General features: G+C 57.5%; 12 protein-coding genes and 1 tRNA gene. 8 read left to right on the top strand and 5 right to left on the bottom strand.

Features of this window, described 5'->3' with window-relative positions; genetic code table 11:
• Positions 1-25 precede the first annotated feature (25 nt).
• Together ACTJJ6_RS04895 and ACTJJ6_RS04890 are read right to left on the bottom strand one after the other, a co-directional pair.
• Entirely contained in the window at positions 26-940 is a 915-nt protein-coding gene (locus tag ACTJJ6_RS04895; RefSeq protein ID WP_440803188.1) for an NAD-dependent epimerase/dehydratase family protein, read from the bottom strand.
• The gene (locus ACTJJ6_RS04890; RefSeq protein WP_033634185.1) at positions 937-2676 is read right to left on the bottom strand and encodes a fatty acyl-AMP ligase; all 1740 of its coding nucleotides are present in this window, start codon (positions 2674-2676) and stop codon (positions 937-939) included. Before ACTJJ6_RS04890 ends, ACTJJ6_RS04895 begins: the two co-directional genes overlap by 4 nt.
• A 738-nt stretch (positions 2677-3414) precedes the next feature.
• On the opposite strand from ACTJJ6_RS04890, the gene ACTJJ6_RS04885 reads away from it, so the two are divergent.
• From ACTJJ6_RS04885 to ACTJJ6_RS04875, 3 genes are all read left to right on the top strand, one after another.
• Entirely contained in the window at positions 3415-4539 is a 1125-nt protein-coding gene (locus ACTJJ6_RS04885; RefSeq protein ID WP_016927031.1) for a hypothetical protein, read from the top strand.
• Positions 4540-4758: 219 nt separating this feature from the next.
• Entirely contained in the window at positions 4759-5124 is a 366-nt protein-coding gene (locus ACTJJ6_RS04880) for a diacylglycerol kinase (protein ID WP_004935528.1), read from the top strand.
• A gap of 104 nt (positions 5125-5228) precedes the next feature.
• Positions 5229-6128 carry a LysR family transcriptional regulator gene (locus tag ACTJJ6_RS04875; RefSeq protein ID WP_049298857.1) on the top strand — a complete coding sequence of 300 codons (900 nt, stop codon included), beginning with the start codon at positions 5229-5231 and terminating at the stop codon, positions 6126-6128.
• On the opposite strand, the gene ACTJJ6_RS04870 is transcribed toward ACTJJ6_RS04875, so the two are convergent.
• Positions 6103-6909 (bottom strand): substrate-binding domain-containing protein, encoded by an 807-nt coding sequence (locus ACTJJ6_RS04870; RefSeq protein WP_440803191.1) that lies wholly within the window; start codon positions 6907-6909, stop codon positions 6103-6105. The two genes, ACTJJ6_RS04875 and ACTJJ6_RS04870, sit on opposite strands and share 26 nt — an antisense overlap.
• A 27-nt stretch (positions 6910-6936) precedes the next feature.
• Entirely contained in the window at positions 6937-8232 is a 1296-nt protein-coding gene (locus ACTJJ6_RS04865; protein ID WP_028127724.1) for an MFS transporter, read from the bottom strand.
• A 438-nt stretch (positions 8233-8670) separates the two neighbouring features.
• Here ACTJJ6_RS04865 and ACTJJ6_RS04860 point away from each other — a divergent pair, with 438 nt between their 5' ends.
• From ACTJJ6_RS04860 to ACTJJ6_RS04850, 3 genes are all read left to right on the top strand, one after another.
• Complete coding sequence (locus ACTJJ6_RS04860) at positions 8671-9024, top strand: type II toxin-antitoxin system RelE/ParE family toxin (RefSeq protein ID WP_016927037.1); 354 nt, start codon at positions 8671-8673, stop codon at positions 9022-9024.
• A gap of 4 nt (positions 9025-9028) precedes the next feature.
• On the top strand, positions 9029-9331 hold the full coding sequence (locus tag ACTJJ6_RS04855; RefSeq protein WP_016927038.1) for an XRE family transcriptional regulator: 303 nt from the start codon (positions 9029-9031) through the stop codon (positions 9329-9331).
• A 414-nt stretch (positions 9332-9745) separates the two neighbouring features.
• Entirely contained in the window at positions 9746-10954 is a 1209-nt protein-coding gene (locus ACTJJ6_RS04850) for an aldose 1-epimerase family protein (RefSeq protein WP_079449935.1), read from the top strand.
• A gap of 75 nt (positions 10955-11029) precedes the next feature.
• On the opposite strand, the gene ACTJJ6_RS04845 is transcribed toward ACTJJ6_RS04850, so the two are convergent.
• Positions 11030-11105 (bottom strand) — tRNA-Asn (locus tag ACTJJ6_RS04845).
• 455 nt (positions 11106-11560) lie between these two features.
• Between ACTJJ6_RS04845 and ACTJJ6_RS04840 the strand changes: the two genes are divergently transcribed.
• Together ACTJJ6_RS04840 and ACTJJ6_RS04835 are read left to right on the top strand one after the other, a co-directional pair.
• The gene (locus tag ACTJJ6_RS04840; protein WP_016927040.1) at positions 11561-12679 is read left to right on the top strand and encodes a branched-chain amino acid ABC transporter substrate-binding protein; all 1119 of its coding nucleotides are present in this window, start codon (positions 11561-11563) and stop codon (positions 12677-12679) included.
• Positions 12680-12802: 123 nt separating this feature from the next.
• Entirely contained in the window at positions 12803-13717 is a 915-nt protein-coding gene (locus ACTJJ6_RS04835) for an ABC transporter permease subunit (RefSeq protein WP_016927041.1), read from the top strand.
• Positions 13718-13722: the final 5 nt, after the last annotated feature.

Genomic DNA, 13722 nt, shown 5'->3' with positions numbered 1-13722 from the left:
GTTGACACACCTCTACTTGGAATAATTAAAACAGCCCTTCACGCAGCGCGCGTTCCAAACTCACCTGTGGAAACCAATTAATCTGTTGCGACAGCGCCTGATTATTGGCGGACCAGTCGCGATGCGTTAATTCGCGTATTTTGCTGCGCGTCAGCATCGGCTCTTGTTTTACCAGGCGGTTCCACACCACGCTGATATCCGCCAGGGCTTTCAGCAGCGGCAGCGGAATGCCCACCAGGCGCACCGGCCCGTGACGCACGGCGGCGCCGATGTCCCGCAGGCGCAGCCAGTTATAGCCTTCGGCCACGCCGTCGCACAGTTCGTAAATATTCGGCTGCGCGGGTTCGGTCTGCACCCATTGGCTGACCGCCTTTGCCAAATCGCTCACGTGCAGAAAAGAGAGCCTGGCGTCAGGCGCGCCCAGCCGGGGCAGCACGCCGCGCAGCAGGCCGTTGAACAGCGGTTTCAGCTCTTTATCGCCGGGCCCGTAAACCGCCGTCGGGCGGAAAATCCCCAGCGCGATATCGCCCGTGGCGGCGATGAGTTGCTGCTCGGCGGCCTGTTTTGAATGGGCGTACCAGGACAGCGCCGGATGGCGGGCCGCCAGCGACGACATGAACAAGAAGCGATTGCAGCGGCCGTTCTGTTTGGCCGCCTGCATCAAATTCAGGCTGCCGGTGACGTTGCAGCGGGTGAACACCGCTTCCGCATGCCCGCGCACCTGGCCCGCACAATGCACGACGCACTCCGCGCCGCGCACCAGTTCGGTGAGCGAGGGCCGATCTTCCAGCGCGCCGGGGATCCACTGCAGGTTGTCTACGGCGGCTTTCCCGGCTTGCCGCGTCAGGGCGCGCACGCTAAACCCTTGCGCCAGCAGTTCCTGGACGATATGCCGGCCGATAAAGCCGGTCGCGCCCGTCACTGCCACGGTGCCGCTCATTGCGCGAAACCGGCCAGCTGCGGCATTTGCGGGTAGAGCGAAGCGCTCAGCCAGCGTTTCTTGGCCTCCGCGCGCGCGGGTTTGCCCGACGACGTGCGGGGAATGCTGTGCGGCGGCAGCAGCTCGATGTCCACCGCGATGCCGAACTCGCTTTGAATGCGCGCGCTCAGCGAATGCACGATTTGTTCACGGCGCTCTTCCGAACTGACTCGGCACTGGATCTGCAAAATGATCCTGGCCGCTTCGTCGTGTTCTTCGGTCACGAAGGCAATCGCATCGCCGGAACGGATTTCCGGTTCGGATTCCGCGACGTACTCAATATCCTGCGGCCAGATATTACGGCCGCGAATGATGATCAAATCCTTCTTGCGGCCGGTGACGTACAGATAGCCGTCCAGCAGATAGCCGAGATCGCCGGTGTCCATCCAGCCGGTCACCTGGATCTGCTGCTGGGATTCATCGTCGCAGAAATAGCCGTTCATCAGGCTGGGGCCGGATATCGTGATATGGCCGACCTGGCGCTCCGGCAGCGGTTGCCCGGTTTCGCTGCGGATCTCGATGCGATGGCCGGGCAGCGCACGGCCGCAGTTGACGAAGGTCGAGACGGCGCGGGTCTTCTTGCCCGGCGCGACCGCTTTACCCTCGTACTCCAAAATATCGCGGTCGACCGCGTTGGTTTGCGGGCCGGAGCAGGGGTCGGAAAAACTCACCGCCAGGGTGTTCTCGGCCAGGCCGTAGCACGGCATGAAGGCTTTGCTGTCGAAGTTGATGCTGCTGAAGTGTTCGCCAAACTGGGCGAGCAGCTCGGCCGGGATCGGCTCGGCGCCCACGCCCGCAACCCGCCAGCTGGAAAGATCCAGATCGGCCAGCTCTTTGGCGTTGCTGCGGCGCAGACACAGATCGTAGCCGAACGGCGGGGCGACGGACACCGTGCCGCGATTCTTGGCGATCAGTTTCAGCCACTGCATCGGGCGCATGGCGAAATCTTGCGTGCGCAGGTAGTCGACGGACAGCTGGGTCGCCACCGGCGTAAGCAGGAAACCGACCAGGCCCATATCGTGATAGAAGGGCAGCCACGAAACGCAGCGGTCGCCGGCGCGCAACTTGATCCCGTCGCGACTGATCGCGTTCAGGTTCGCCATGGCCGCCCGCTGGGTAATGATCACGCCGCGCGGAAAGCGGGTGCTGCCCGAGGTGTATTGGAGATAGGCGATATCGTCGGGCGAAGGCGCCGGCAACGCGATTTCCGGTTCTGGCAAGGCGTTAAAGTCCGCGTCGCTGAGGATGTGCATCGCCGACGTGTTTTCCGTGGCCGACGCGATGAGCGGTGTCCACTCTTCGCTGCTGACGATCGCCGCGGGGTTGCAGCTGGCGATCAGCCCTTTCAGTTTGGCGGTGTAGGAGTCGCGCTGGCCAACGCCCATCGGGATCGCCAACGGCACCGCCACCAGGCCGGCATATTGGCAAGCGAAAAAGGCTTCGACGAAGCCCGGGCTGGTTTCGGCGATAAGCGCCACGCGATCGCCTTTCTTGAGCTTCAGGGACAATAAACGCCGCGCGCCCGCGATCGCTTTTTGCTGCAGCGTGCGATAGTCGAGAACGGTCACGAGTTGATTGCGACGGTCGTAAAAATTCATTCCCGTATTACCGAGTGCCGCGTAATCCAACGCGTCCACTAACGTGGGGAAGTCCGCATAGCGCATGGGAAGAGAATGAACGGAACTTGTTTCAGACATAGACAAACTTAGCCATAGATTAAAAATCACCAAAAGAGAGAAATCACTCTTGGCGAGGTAATTGATGTTTTACTATGAATAGGTTTTGAATAAGTTTGTTATTCAACCATCTTCATTCCGCGAACAGCGTATATTGCCGTGCTCGAGCGGCATGCCGGTTATTAACCGGGCAGAGCGTAAGTAGCCCGAGTCATCAGCCTTGAGCGGCACCCTGGCGAGATATGAGAGACTATTGTAATATCCGGACTTCGCCGTTCTTTAGTCTGCATCTGTCGGGCAGGAAATAACTGTCGGCTCATAGGTTATGACCTCATGCATGGCTATCTTGGAACTTAAACACTTCCTAAACAGTATGCCGCAAGAAATTCAAAAGTGAACGATTCATTTAAGGCTAATCTTAAAAATAGCATTAAGTGGTAAAAATGGCGGCGCACCTCCTGATTAAAGTCGGTACACTAAAAGCGGCGAGTTTCTTTTACCATAACAGCACGAAATAATAAAAGAGCACTATTAGCGTAGCCTGGCTGCGCCGCTTTCTGTTTCCTTTTTTTATCAATTATGGACATCACAGGGTGAATGTCAGGCAACACGTTGCTGATTCGCCGAGGGGGAATATTCGGTTTTTCTTATCAGTGAGCCGGAGGCAATACACAATTCAATAAAAGGCAACAGCATAAAAAATGCTAAAGGCGTTGTCGCGTGCTTATTTAATTATTTTATTAAAACGTAAGGCTATTTATGATCCGTATTGAGAAAGTTCTGGATAAACGCGAACTTAAAGAATTTATTGCTTTCCCCTCGCAACTGTTTCGCGATGATCCGAACTGGATTGAGCCGCTGCATGTAGAGCGCGAAGAGCACCTGTCAAAGAAGAATCCCGGGACCGACCATATTGAATGGCAGGCATGGGTGGCCAAAAAACAGGGCAAAGTGGTTGGACGCATCACTGCGCAAATCGATTCTCTGCACCGGGAGCTGCATGGTGAGGATACCGGCCATTTCGGCATGATTGACGCCGTTGACGATCCCGCCGTGTTCAGCACCTTATTCACGGTAGCGGAGGAGTGGCTGAGGTCGAAAGGCGCGCGTAAAATCACCGGGCCATTCAGCCTCAATATCAATCAGGAAAGCGGCCTGTTGGTCGAAGGGTTCGATACCCCGCCTTCCGCCCTGATGACGCACGCGAAACCTTACTACGCGGCCCAGATAGCGCAGCAGGGCTACAGTGAAGGGATTGATTTGCTTGCCTATTGGATGAAAAGAACCGACCTGCATTTTTCGCCGTCGTTAACCCGGATGATGGATCAGGTGCGTAAAAAGGTGACCGTCCGCCGTCTCAATCGCAAGCGCTTTCGCGAGGAGATGCAGGTGCTGCGCGAGGTGTTCAACTCCGGGTGGCAACATAACTGGGGGTTTGTCCCGTTCACCGAGCACGAGTTCGCCACCATGGGGGATCAGCTGAAGTTCCTGGTGCCCGACGATATGATCCATATCGCCGAGGTGGATGGCGCCCCCTGCGCCTTTATCGTCGGTCTGCCGAACATTAACGAAGCGATTGCCGATCTGCAGGGGCGTTTATTGCCGTTCGGCTGGGCGAAGCTATTGTGGCGCCTGAAAGTCAGCGGCGTGCGCACCGCGCGCGTGCCGTTGATGGGCGTACGCCAGGAATATCAATTCAGCCGCATCGGGCCCATTATTGCGCTGCTGCTGATTGAGGCGCTGCGCGAGCCTTTCGCGAAGCGCAATATCGACGCGCTGGAAATGTCGTGGATCCTGGAAACCAATACCGGCATGCGGACGATTTTAGAACGCATCGGCGCGGTGCCGTACAAGCGTTACCGCTTGTACGAGAAAACGCTTTAAGCGGCTGATATCGCGTCCCCTTTTTACGCTCCCAGAATAATAACCGCGCCAGGGCATTTTCGGGCGGTGGCGTTTCAGGAGCAGGGGGACGGCGAGTGAGTGAATGCATCGTCTCCGGAAAGAGAACGGTTAAGGTTTTTAATTAATAAACTCGAGATAAATTCACGTTGCGTGATTTATTTGCGAGTGACTGTCGCAGTTTTGACGAGAGCTGATTGTATGCCTGTGGAAAAGAAAAAAGGAATAAGCCGATTAACCTACAGCATTAGGAATTCCTGGGCCGGGTTTATTGATGCTGTGCTTACCGAAGATGCGTTCCGCCAATTATTGGTTATTAACGCCATTTTACTGGTTGTTACATTTGGTTTAGATATTACAAATATAGAAAGGCTGTTATTAATCACCTGCAGTTTTCTGCTATTGGTGGTTGAGCTGCTTAATACGGCGATTGAAACCGTGGTCGATCGCATTTCGCTGGAATTACATCCGTTATCCAAACGCGCCAAAGATTTGGGCGGCGCAGCGCAGCTGGTGGCCGTGGTGATGACTATCATTATTTGGGGAATGGTGCTGCTGGGGCGATAGGGGCTTTGGTGGTTCAACCACCCAGTCGGTGAACGTGGCGATATAAGCGGTTATCATCGCTGTTTTGCGTCTTCTGCCATTTTCAGCAAGGAGAGTTGGTCGTTATGCCCGTGAATTTTGATCTCAACGATCTCTATGCGTTTCGCGCGCTGGTGGAGTACGGCAATTTTCGGCTGGCCGCAGAGTCTATCTGCCTGTCGCAGTCGGCATTGAGCCGCAGGATTGAGAAACTGGAAAACGCGCTGGGCATCAAACTGTTCGATCGCACCACCCGGCGCGTGACCTTGACGCTGTACGGGCAGGCCTTTGCCGAACGTTCTGAGCAGTTGCTGATGAACGTCGAAGCGGTGATGGCCGATATCGATAAGGTCAGTCAAGAGCGGGTGGGGCTGGTTACCGTCGCCACGGTGCCCTCGGCGGCCTACTATTTCATGCCCGACGTGATACGCCGTTTCCGGCTGCGCTATCCGCGCGTGCGCGTCAAGCTGATCGACGGCAGCGCAGGCAATGTGATTGAGGCGGTCACCGGCGGCCAGGCCGATTTCGGCATCTGCTTTGCCGGGCGGCTGCAGCCTAATCTTGAATTTGTGCCGCTGGTGGGGGACGTCTACGTGGCCGCCTGCCGACGTGACCATCCGCTCGCCGGTAAAAAGAGCCTCACCTGGCGGGAATTTTATCAGCAGGATTACGTCTCGCTGGATAAAACCTCCGGCAATCGCAATCTGCTCGATCAGCGCCTGGAACACCTCGTGCCGGAACGCCCCAGCGTGTGTGAAACTCGCCATGTGACAACCATGCTGGGCATGGTTGAGGCGGGCATCGGCATTGCCGCCGTGCCCGCCATGTCGATGCCCGCTTCAGAACATTCGGTGTTGACGTCGGTGTCGCTGGTTGATCCGGTGGTGAAACGCACCGTCGGTCTGATCCGGCGCCGCGGCCGCATGCAGTCTTTTGTCGCCGCCGAGCTGGAAAAGCTGATTACTGAACAGTATCACTCTGCCTGACCGGCTGCTGCGCCGGCACGGTTCGCATGCCGGTCGTGCGAATGGTCGGCTGCGCCTGAGAGGAGGCGAGGAAGTTCAGCAGCGCTTTGCCTTCGCGGCGGTGCTCCGCCTTAGCGGTCACCGCGCCGGCGAAGCGGGTGATGTACTGCACGTTTTCCGGCAGCTCGCCGATAAAGGTGACGCCCGCCACGGGCAGCAATTCGCTGACCTGCTGGAAGCCCAGCGCGTATTTCCCTTGCGCCACTTCAGAGGCCACCGGGATGCGCTCAACCTTATGCGCCTTTCCTTTCACCTGTTCCTCGATGCCGAGCTTTTTGAACAGTTGGCCGCTGACGTAGCGGCCGCTGGCGCTGTCGGAATAGGCGAAAGAGTCAGCTTGCAGCAAGACATTGCGCAGCTCGGCATCCGTTTTTATCGCCGGTTTGGGCGCGCCCTGTTTCACCACCATGCCGATCGGCGAGTCGGCCAGCTCCACGCGCGAACCCGGCTGGATCCAGCCGCCTTTGTCCAGTTGGGCCAGCGCGTCGCCCACCATGATTACCACATCGGCTTGCTCTCCACGCGCCAGCCGCGCGGGGATCGCCTGCGGCGTTTTACCCATCGAGGGGCCGGACACCAGAATGATTTTGTCGCCGCTTTGGGTTTCATATTCCGGAGCCAGTTTTTCCAGCGCGGCTTTGAAGCCGCCGGAGATCATCACGGTCACGTCTTTGGCCAGCGCCGCCGTACTGCAGGAGGCGCACACCAGCGCGGCGAGGATCGAACGAGTGAGTTTCTGCATGACATGATTCCCTGTTGCGATTGCGGGTTAGCGTGCGGTTTGCAGCGGCATGGCGATGCGGCGATACAGATACAGCGTCGCCAGCAAGGCGCACAGCGCGGCGAAGCTCATCCAATAGCCCGGTGAAGCCTTATCGCCGGTGTATTCGATCAGGGCGGTGGAGATCACCGGCGTAAAGCCGCCGAACACCGCCGTCGCCAGGCTGTAGGCCAGCGAGAACCCGGCCACCCGCACTTCCGTTGGCATGATCTCCGTCAGGGCCGGGATCATGGCGCCGTTATAGAGGCCGTAAATGAAGGATAGCCACAGCAGCACGGCCAGCATCATGCCGAAGCTGGGGGCGGCGGCGAGCAGGCTCAGCGCCGGGTAGGCGGTGGCCAGCGTCAGCAGCGTCATGGCGACCAGCACCGGTTTGCGGCCGAAGCGGTCCGACAGCGCGCCGCCGATGGGCAGCCAGATGAAGTTGGAGATCGCCACCAGCAGGGTGACCAGCAAGCTGTCGGAAGCGCTGAGCAGCAGCACCTTTTTGCCGAAGGTCGGCGCATAGACGGTGATCAGATAAAACGCGGTGGTGGTCATGGCGACCATCAGCATGCCGGCGATCACCACCGGCCAATTTTTCAGCAGGGTTTTAAACACGTCGCGCATCGCCAGGTGGTGACGGCGGGCGGTAAACTCCTGCGTTTCTTCCAGCTTGCGGCGCAGGAGGAAGATGAAGGGAACGATCAGGCAGCCGAACAGGAAAGGAATGCGCCAGCCCCATTCGCGAATGGCGCTTTCTTCCAACGCCGCATTGAGCGCGAAGCCCATTGCCGCCGCCACCATAATCGCCACCTGCTGGCTGCCGGACTGCCAACTGGTGTAGAAGCCTTTACGGCCCGGCGTGGCGATTTCGGCCAGATAGACGGACACGCCGCCCAGCTCCGCACCCGCCGAGAAGCCTTGCAACAGGCGCCCGCACAGCACCAGCAGCGGCGCCCAAAGCCCGATGCTGTGGTAAGAGGGGATCAGCACAATCAGGAAGGTGCCCGCGGCCATGATCGACAGGGTCACGATCAGCCCTTTGCGGCGGCCGACTTTATCGATGTAAGCGCCCAGCACGATGGCGCCGATCGGGCGCATCAAAAAGCCCGCGCCGAACACCGCAAAGGTCATCATCAGTGAGGCGAACTCGCTGCTGGCCGGAAAAAAGGTGTGTGCGATGTAGGTGGCGTAAAAGCCGAACAGGAAAAAATCGAACTGCTCTAAAAAGTTGCCGGAGGTGACGCGCAATATCGCGCCGGCTCTGGCCCGGGGAGTCATGGGTGAGGTAGAGGAATGCATCTTTATCTCCAGTTTGTTATTGGCGCCTGACGCCGCGCCTGTTGCTGAAGACTCGCTCAGGAAAATAAAGTAAATAAGCGCAATAAACGCATGGCGCGATGCGTTTGGCGCATCAATCGGCGTTAACAATGTTGCCTAACCCGATGTAACGTGGCGTTAACAAGTTTGCCGCTCACCGCCCGCTGCGTAGAACGTCGAAAACGTTATGCGCTTTTTGTGACAGGGTTCATAAAGGGGCGGCGGGGAAACGTTCCGTGCCTCTGAACGATTGTTCGATACCGCGCGTAAAAAGGTGAATGCCTCGCACTGCGTTTGCAAAATGCGTGGATGTACGTTCAGCCTTGCAGTATCCACGCATGCCTTTGCATGCTATCCCAGCGCCTCTCTGCTATAGCTTTACATCTATATAGTTACTGATCTATATTTTAGGGAGGTCCCGTGTGGGAAATTAAAACAACGGATGCATTTGATCATTGGTTCAGATCACTCAGCGATGCCGATCGGGCCGGCGTACTTGCCGCATTGATGGTCCTGCGGGAAAAGGGGCCGGGGTTGCCCAGACCCTATGCCGATACGGTTAAAGGCTCACGTTACAGCAATATGAAAGAGTTGCGCATTCAGTGCCGAGGCGAACCGTTGCGGGCATTCTTCGCTTTCGATCCGTACCGTATTGGCATTGTGCTTTGCGCGGGCAATAAAGCCGGTAATGAAAAGCGTTTTTACGATGGGATGATCCAGGTTGCCGATCGGGAATTCACGAACTGGCTGAACACATTAAACGAGAAGGAGTGACGCGATGGGCAGAACGTTGGAACAGCTTATTGCGGATGAAAAGCCCGAGGTCGTGGCCAAAGCGCAGGCGCTGGCGGCGGACATCATGCTGAACATTCACCTTGCCGAGCTGCGTGAAAAAGTACAGAAAACGCAGGTTGAAATGGCGCAGGCGCTGGGGATCAGGCAGCCGACCGTTGCCGTGATGGAAAAACCTGGCCGCGATCTGAAACTGTCTTCGCTTAAACGCTATGTTGAGGCGGCCGGCGGCAAACTGCGCCTGGACATTGAACTGCCGGACGGCTCTCACTACGAGTTTGTGCTGTAAGCGCTAACGGCAGAAAGGCACAAAGCACGCTCAGATTCCCCGGTGCGGGCTTTGTGCTTTGACACAAGCAGGCGGCCGTGAAAGCAACGAGGCTCAAGACGGGCAGGCTGTCTGAGCACTTTCGTTTGGGCCGGATAGCGTTAAACAAGCCACCCGCACTCCCTTCGCGATGTCTTGCTTGCCCGTAACTGTCTCCTTGCTCCTTAGCTGAAACGATACAAATTATGTTGATAAGTAGCTCGTTTCATGTGCAAAAACTCAACGTCTTTCATTAAAACTGCGATGAAATTCGTATTTTTGTCGCACTATTTCTTCAAATACTCACCCGGTGAAGCTCATCACATTTCTTTAACCTGCTTAACAGTAGATTTTCCCTTGTTTATAAAAAATCGATTCAGCTAAAGGGGAAGGGAAATGAAAAAGACATGGGTGATGGCGGTGTTTTCGGCCCTGATTTCAGGACAGGCGGCGGCGCAGAGTTGGGTGCTGACCAGCGCTGAAGATGGCGTGGAGAAAGGAAACTGGAAGATTTCGAGCGAGGCGCTGAAGATTAAGGATAAAACGTTCAGCATTGAGCAGAAGGTATTGCACGGCGGTAAGCAAGAAGGCAGCAAAGTCGTGATTATCCGCAGCGAGGATGGCCTGACCATCACGCTGAGTCCCACCCGCGGCATGAACCTCCTGCGGGCAGAAGGATTTGGCGCGAAAATGGGATGGGATTCCCCGGTCAAAGAGGTGGTCAACCCCGCCTTTATCAACCTGGAAAGCCGCAATGGGCTCGGCTGGCTGGAAGGTTTCAATGAGATGATGGTGCGTTGTGGCTATGAGTGGACCGGTCATCCAGTGACCGAAGGAGGGCAAATTTACACGTTGCACGGCAAAGCGGGCAATACGCCGGCCTCGCGGGTTGAGGTTGAGGTCGCGGATACGGCGCCATATGAAATTCGTGTTCGCGGCCTGATCAAAGAGAGCACATTCAAAAAAGCCGATCTGCAAACCCTGACCGAATTGCGCTATGTGCCCGGCAGCAACAGTTTCCGCCTGCATGATGTGTTAACCAACCGGGCGGATTATCCCCATGACTACCAGATTATTTATCACAGCAATTTCGGCGCGCCGATTCTGGAAAATGGCGCTCGCTTCCTGGCGCCGATGGCCAGCATCAGTCCGTTTAACGACTATGCCAAAGCCGGGCTGAAGACCTGGGGAACCTATGCCGGTCCAACCAAAGGGTTCGATGAAATGGTCTTTAACATTAAGCCATTATCGGATCCGAATCATCAGACACTGGCGGCGCTGGTCAATAACGCGGGCGACAAAGGGGTGGCGATTCAGTTCGATACCCGCCAGTTGCCCGTCCTGACGCTGTGGAAGAATACCGATACGTTAAAACAGGGGTATGTAACGGGGATTGAGCCGGGCACCAGCTATGCCTACCCGGTCACTGTCGAGCGCGAACAAAAACGCGTTAAGCAGTTGCAGCCTGGCGCCAGTGCGCAGTTTGATCTGACCTATACCTTGCTGCACAGCAAAGCGCAGGTGGCGGGTCTGGCGCAGAAGATTGCGGATATTCAGGGCAAGGTAAAAATTGATGAGAATGACGCGCCGATAGCCACAGAGTAACGCTGCCTGTCGATGCATTTAGCGTTAAAGCAAAAAGCCCGCTTAAGTTTCCTTAAGCGGGCTTCTCTAAATATATGGCTCCTCTGACTGGACTCGAACCAGTGACATACGGATTAACAGTCCGCCGTTCTACCGACTGAACTACAGAGGAATCGTGTGAACGGGGCGAATAATAGCGGGGCGCCTGGGGTTTGTCAAAGCGCTAAACTGCAAAAAAAGCGCGTTTGCTGAGGGAATGAGCACCTTGCGCTGTTTTTCGGCATTTTCCATCGCGATGCGTTGATTTTTGCATCCCAAATCGTTTTGACGCCGCTTGCACACGCCTTTGCACGGCGATGGTGCAGGGTCACTCTCGCTATCCTGCACCTTCCCATCTTGGCCGTACGGCTCAGCCCCTGTTATCCCCGCCACACGCCGCGCCGCAACTGATATGTAGGATGAATAAGCAAACAATATGTATTCGTCGTCACAATGGCTGGATTTTTGCTTACCCATTTTTGGGGAATGCGACTGCGCTCTCAAGAAAATTATTTTCCCCGTCTACACATAAAGTGACTGATCCGCGCCCCAGGGCGTTTCGCTACAACAGTGCTGAGGAAGATAACAATGTCATCGAAATTGATAAAAAGTCCGCTCGCTGCTTTGCTCATCGGTTGTTTAGGTACGGCGTTTTCCGCGCAGGCCGATATCGTCATCGGCGTCGCCGGGCCGTTCTCCGGGCCGAACGCCACTTACGGCGATCAGTATTGGCGCGGGGCTTCGCAGGCGGCGGCGGACATCAACGCCGCCGGCGGCATCAAAGGGGAAAAAATCAAACTGGTGCAGGGGGATGACGCCTGCGAACCGAAACAGGCGGTCGCGGTCGCCAACCGGCTGGTGGATCAGGACAAGGTCTCGGCGGTGGTCGGCCACTTCTGTTCCTCATCCACCATGCCCGCCTCCGAGGTGTATGACGAGGCCGGCATCATCGCCATTACCCCCGGCTCCACCAACCCGCAGATCACCGAGCGCGGCATGAAGACCATGTTCCGCATGTGCGGGCGCGACGATCAGCAGGGCGTCATCGCCACCAACTACATGCTGGATACCCTGAAGGCCAAACGCATCGCGGTGATCCACGATAAAGACACCTACGGCCAGGGGCTGGCGGACGCCGCCAAGGCGGCGATGAACAAGCGCGGGGTTAAAGAGGTGCTGTATGAGGGGCTGTCGCGCGGCGAGAAAGACTTCAACGCGCTGGTGACCAAGATCGCCTCGGTCAAACCTGACGTGGTCTACTTCGGCGGCTGCCATCCCGAAGCCGGGCCGCTGGTGCGCCAGATGCGCGAGCAGGGCGTGACCGCCAAGTTCTTCTCCGGCGACTGCGTGGTGACCGAAGAGCTGGTGACCGCCGCCGGCGGGCCGCAGTACACCAACGGCGTGCTGATGACCTTCGGCAACGATCCGCGCCAGATCGCGGAAGGCAAGGCGGTGATCGCCAAGTTCCGCGCCAGCGGCTTTGAGCCGGAAGGCTACACCCTTTACTCCTACGCTTCGATCCAGGCGATCGCCGCCGCCTTCAACGCCACCGGCGGCAAAGACAGCGCCAAGGCCGCCGAATGGCTGAAGTCGCACGACGTGGACACCGTGATGGGCAAAAAAGCCTGGGATCAGAAGGGCGATCTGAAGGTCTCGGACTACGTGGTCTATCAATGGGATGACAAGGGCAAATATCACCAGCTGTAAACGGCCGAACCGTGAAGTTATGACCCTATGACCGACGGGCCGCCGCCCTGGCGCGCCCGTTCCGCGACTACCTTTGGCCGCGTCGGACTGCGTTGGCGGCCTTACCAGGCGAGACTGCTCATTATGGATGTATTCTTTCTGCAACAGCTGATCAACGGCCTGACCCTCGGCGCGGTGTATGGCCTGATCGCCATCGGCTACACCATGGTTTACGGCATCATCGGCATGATCAACTTCGCCCACGGCGAGGTGTACATGATCTCCGCCTACCTGTGCGCCATCGGTCTGGCGCTGCTGTCGTTCTTCGGGCTGCACTCGTTCCCGCTGCTGATCCTCGGCACGCTGGTATTCACCATCGTCATCACCGGGGTGTACGGCTGGGTGATCGAGCGCATCGCCTACAGGCCGCTGCGCAACTCCACCCGCCTGGCGCCGCTGATCTCCGCCATCGGCATGTCGTTAATCCTGCAAAACTATGCGCAGATCAGCCAGGGGCCGCGCCAGCAGGGCATCCCGACGCTGCTGAGCGGCGTGTTCCGCCTGGAGTTCGACGGCGGCGTGGTGCAGATCACCTACACCAAGGTGTTCATTCTGGTGGCGTCGCTGCTCGGCATGGCGATCCTCACCTACATCATTCAGCGCACCCGGCTGGGGCGCATCTGCCGCGCCACCCAGCAGGATCGCAAAATGGCCTCGATTCTCGGCATCAATACCGATCGGGTGATCTCGCTGGTGTTCGTGATCGGCGCCGCCATGGCCGGGCTGGCCGGGGTGCTGATCACCATGAACTACGGCACCTTCGATTTTTACGTCGGCTTTATCATCGGCATCAAGGCCTTCACCGCCGCGGTGCTGGGCGGCATCGGTTCGCTGCCGGGCGCGATGCTCGGCGGGCTGCTGCTCGGGGTCGCGGAGGCGCAGTTCGCCGGCATGGTGAATTCGGATTACAAGGACGTGTTCTCCTTCGGGTTGCTGGTGGCGATCCTGATCTTCCGCCCGCAGGGCCTGCTCGGCCGGCCGCTGGTCGCCAAGGTTTAAGGAGA

The organism is Serratia sp. 22278, assembly GCF_052045405.1.
Lineage (GTDB): Bacteria > Pseudomonadota > Gammaproteobacteria > Enterobacterales > Enterobacteriaceae > Serratia > Serratia marcescens.
The sequence above is the reverse complement of the archived record's forward strand: the minus strand, read 5'-3'. Positions and strand labels throughout refer to the sequence as shown.

What these genes read in the sequence shown, in the direction of transcription:
- ACTJJ6_RS04885 (WP_016927031.1), top strand. Translation starts at nt 3,415, where the DNA reads ATGATCCGTATTGAGAAAGTTCTGGATAAACGCGAACTTAAAGAATTT.
- ACTJJ6_RS04895 (WP_440803188.1), bottom strand. Translation starts at nt 940, where the DNA reads ATGAGCGGCACCGTGGCAGTGACGGGCGCGACCGGCTTTATCGGCCGG.
- ACTJJ6_RS04835 (WP_016927041.1), top strand. Translation starts at nt 12,803, where the DNA reads ATGGATGTATTCTTTCTGCAACAGCTGATCAACGGCCTGACCCTCGGC.
- ACTJJ6_RS04890 (WP_033634185.1), bottom strand. Translation starts at nt 2,676, where the DNA reads ATGTCTGAAACAAGTTCCGTTCATTCTCTTCCCATGCGCTATGCGGAC.
- ACTJJ6_RS04855 (WP_016927038.1), top strand. Translation starts at nt 9,029, where the DNA reads ATGGGCAGAACGTTGGAACAGCTTATTGCGGATGAAAAGCCCGAGGTC.
- ACTJJ6_RS04850 (WP_079449935.1), top strand. Translation starts at nt 9,746, where the DNA reads ATGAAAAAGACATGGGTGATGGCGGTGTTTTCGGCCCTGATTTCAGGA.
- ACTJJ6_RS04840 (WP_016927040.1), top strand. Translation starts at nt 11,561, where the DNA reads ATGTCATCGAAATTGATAAAAAGTCCGCTCGCTGCTTTGCTCATCGGT.
- ACTJJ6_RS04865 (WP_028127724.1), bottom strand. Translation starts at nt 8,232, where the DNA reads ATGCATTCCTCTACCTCACCCATGACTCCCCGGGCCAGAGCCGGCGCG.
- ACTJJ6_RS04880 (WP_004935528.1), top strand. Translation starts at nt 4,759, where the DNA reads ATGCCTGTGGAAAAGAAAAAAGGAATAAGCCGATTAACCTACAGCATT.
- ACTJJ6_RS04875 (WP_049298857.1), top strand. Translation starts at nt 5,229, where the DNA reads ATGCCCGTGAATTTTGATCTCAACGATCTCTATGCGTTTCGCGCGCTG.
- ACTJJ6_RS04870 (WP_440803191.1), bottom strand. Translation starts at nt 6,909, where the DNA reads ATGCAGAAACTCACTCGTTCGATCCTCGCCGCGCTGGTGTGCGCCTCC.